At 29.4% G+C, this 2010-nt stretch carries 2 protein-coding genes; both read left to right on the top strand.

Features of this window, described 5'->3' with window-relative positions:
- Nucleotides 1-267 precede the first annotated feature (267 nt).
- Nucleotides 268-417: a hypothetical protein gene (locus tag C6B38_RS09715; protein WP_162475822.1), complete on the top strand. Its 150-nt coding sequence runs from the start codon at nucleotides 268-270 to the stop codon at nucleotides 415-417.
- Nucleotides 418-704: 287 nt separating this feature from the next.
- Complete coding sequence (locus tag C6B38_RS02610; RefSeq protein WP_105298548.1) at nucleotides 705-1973, top strand: two-component regulator propeller domain-containing protein; 1269 nt, start codon at nucleotides 705-707, stop codon at nucleotides 1971-1973.
- Nucleotides 1974-2010: the final 37 nt, after the last annotated feature.

Here is a 2010-nt window from a genome sequence, read left to right as displayed (position 1 = left end):
TACGAAATCTGAAACAAATAAAAAAAATAAATTTTTATTTATTTTAAAATAAGACTTGCTATTAAAAATATTCTTGTTAAGATGAAATTATAAAAATAGAAACATAATTTTATAGCATAGAAACACAAAATGCTTAAATTCCTTGTGTTTCTGTAAATTATTGTATCAAATTTTAATATATCATATCAATTCTTTTATAAATTTATGGAAATAATAAGGAAAATAAGCCTATTATTTCTATTTTTATAAAAGAAAGGAATGATATATATGAAAAAACTACTAAGTTTAGTAGGAACAGGTATATTAGCAACTAGTGTTGTAGCACCTCTTGTTGCTAATACAAAATATCAACCAAATACAACAGATCAATTAACTTTATCATATACAGAACAACAAATTAAATTCATTTTTATTTAATTTTATAGAAAAAACTCTTGATAAAATAAAAAACTATAAACAAAATTGTTTATAGTGTATAATATTTATGTAATTAAATATTTTTAAAAAAAATTAGTGATAGTAATTTATGTAGCAATAAATTACTATCGTGGAAACACTAGTTAACACCTAGCGTTTCCACAGACAATTTTAACATATTTTACTGGGGTATTTATTTATACTCTTGTGAAATATGTTATAAATTGCTTGTGGGAATAGTGCGGTTGTGCTATTCCTATTTTTATTGTTCAGAAAGGAATACAGCAATGAAAAAAATATTAAGTATTTTAACGATATCAACTTTAACAGCGAGCATTCCCGCCCCGTTGCTAGCAGCAGTACCACTAACTAATACTTTGACATCTAAATCAAACAATGACTACCTACCAATAAAAGAAATAAACGGAGTTAATGATAATATTAATTCCATAACTATTGATAAAAATAATAACATTTATTTTGGAACAAATAACGGTGTCTATGTGTTGAAACACGGTGAAACAACACCAACAAAAATAAATGAAATAGATGGACTGATTTATTCCCTTGCTGTTGATAATTCAAATAACATTTATTATGGTACCAATGGTGGTGCGTATAAGTTGGTTGTGGGGTCAACAACACCAACCAAAATCGATGGTATTAATACAAATGTTATATCAGTTATATTTGATAGTAAGGATAACATTTATTTTGGTGGGTTAAATGGTGCGTTKGTGTTGAAACACGGTGCAACAACACCAACCAAAATCGATGGCATCAATGGTAGGGTCTTATCTGTTGCGGTTGATAGTAACGATAACATTTATTTTGGTACTGATAATAGTGCGTTTGTGTTAAAACAAGGTTCAAACACACTAACTACAATAAATGGTATTAATACCAATGTTTATTCCCTTGCTGTTGATAATTCAAATAACATTTATTATGGTACCAATGGTGGTGCGTATAAGTTGGTTGTGGGGTCAACAGCACCAACCAAAATCGATGGCATAGATGGTGATATTATTTCAATAACTATTGATAAAGACAATAGCGTTTATTTCAGCTCCCGCTCAGTTTGATATCACCAACAAAACATTTTGTCATGAGTAAAACWACAAAGTMAGTTTRMSTTRGTKGATAGYACSAAAACSMAAACTTGRACTCGCCCCGACTTGCTTAGTGTTGATGGGGAGTTAAACATTGATATTGCCAACCCCAACATTGATAAAGTTATTTTTGATAATGTCCAACAACCACAAACAAGCAAACAATGAAAAATAAATGTTAAACCCGAAACGACAGCCCGCGACCATAATTTACAAGTAATGTTTACTTTGGATGGTAAACAATATACGAGTGAAATTACGGTCTCAATGCAAGCGAAAATTGACCCACCAACACCAAGTAAGCAAGAAAATTTAAGTGAATTAATTAAAACGACTGATTTAGGTAATATCTTACTTTGGATGGTAAACAATATACGAGTGAAATTACGGTCTCAATGCAAGCGAAAATTGACCCACCAACACCAAGTAAGCAAGAAAATTTAAGTGAATTAATTAAAACGACTGATTTAGGTAATATCAT

It is taken from the genome of Spiroplasma sp. ChiS (assembly GCF_002968355.1).
Classification (GTDB): domain Bacteria; phylum Bacillota_I; class Bacilli_A; order Mycoplasmatales; family Mycoplasmataceae; genus Spiroplasma; species Spiroplasma citri.
This window is presented reverse-complemented; position numbering and strand designations above follow the sequence as displayed.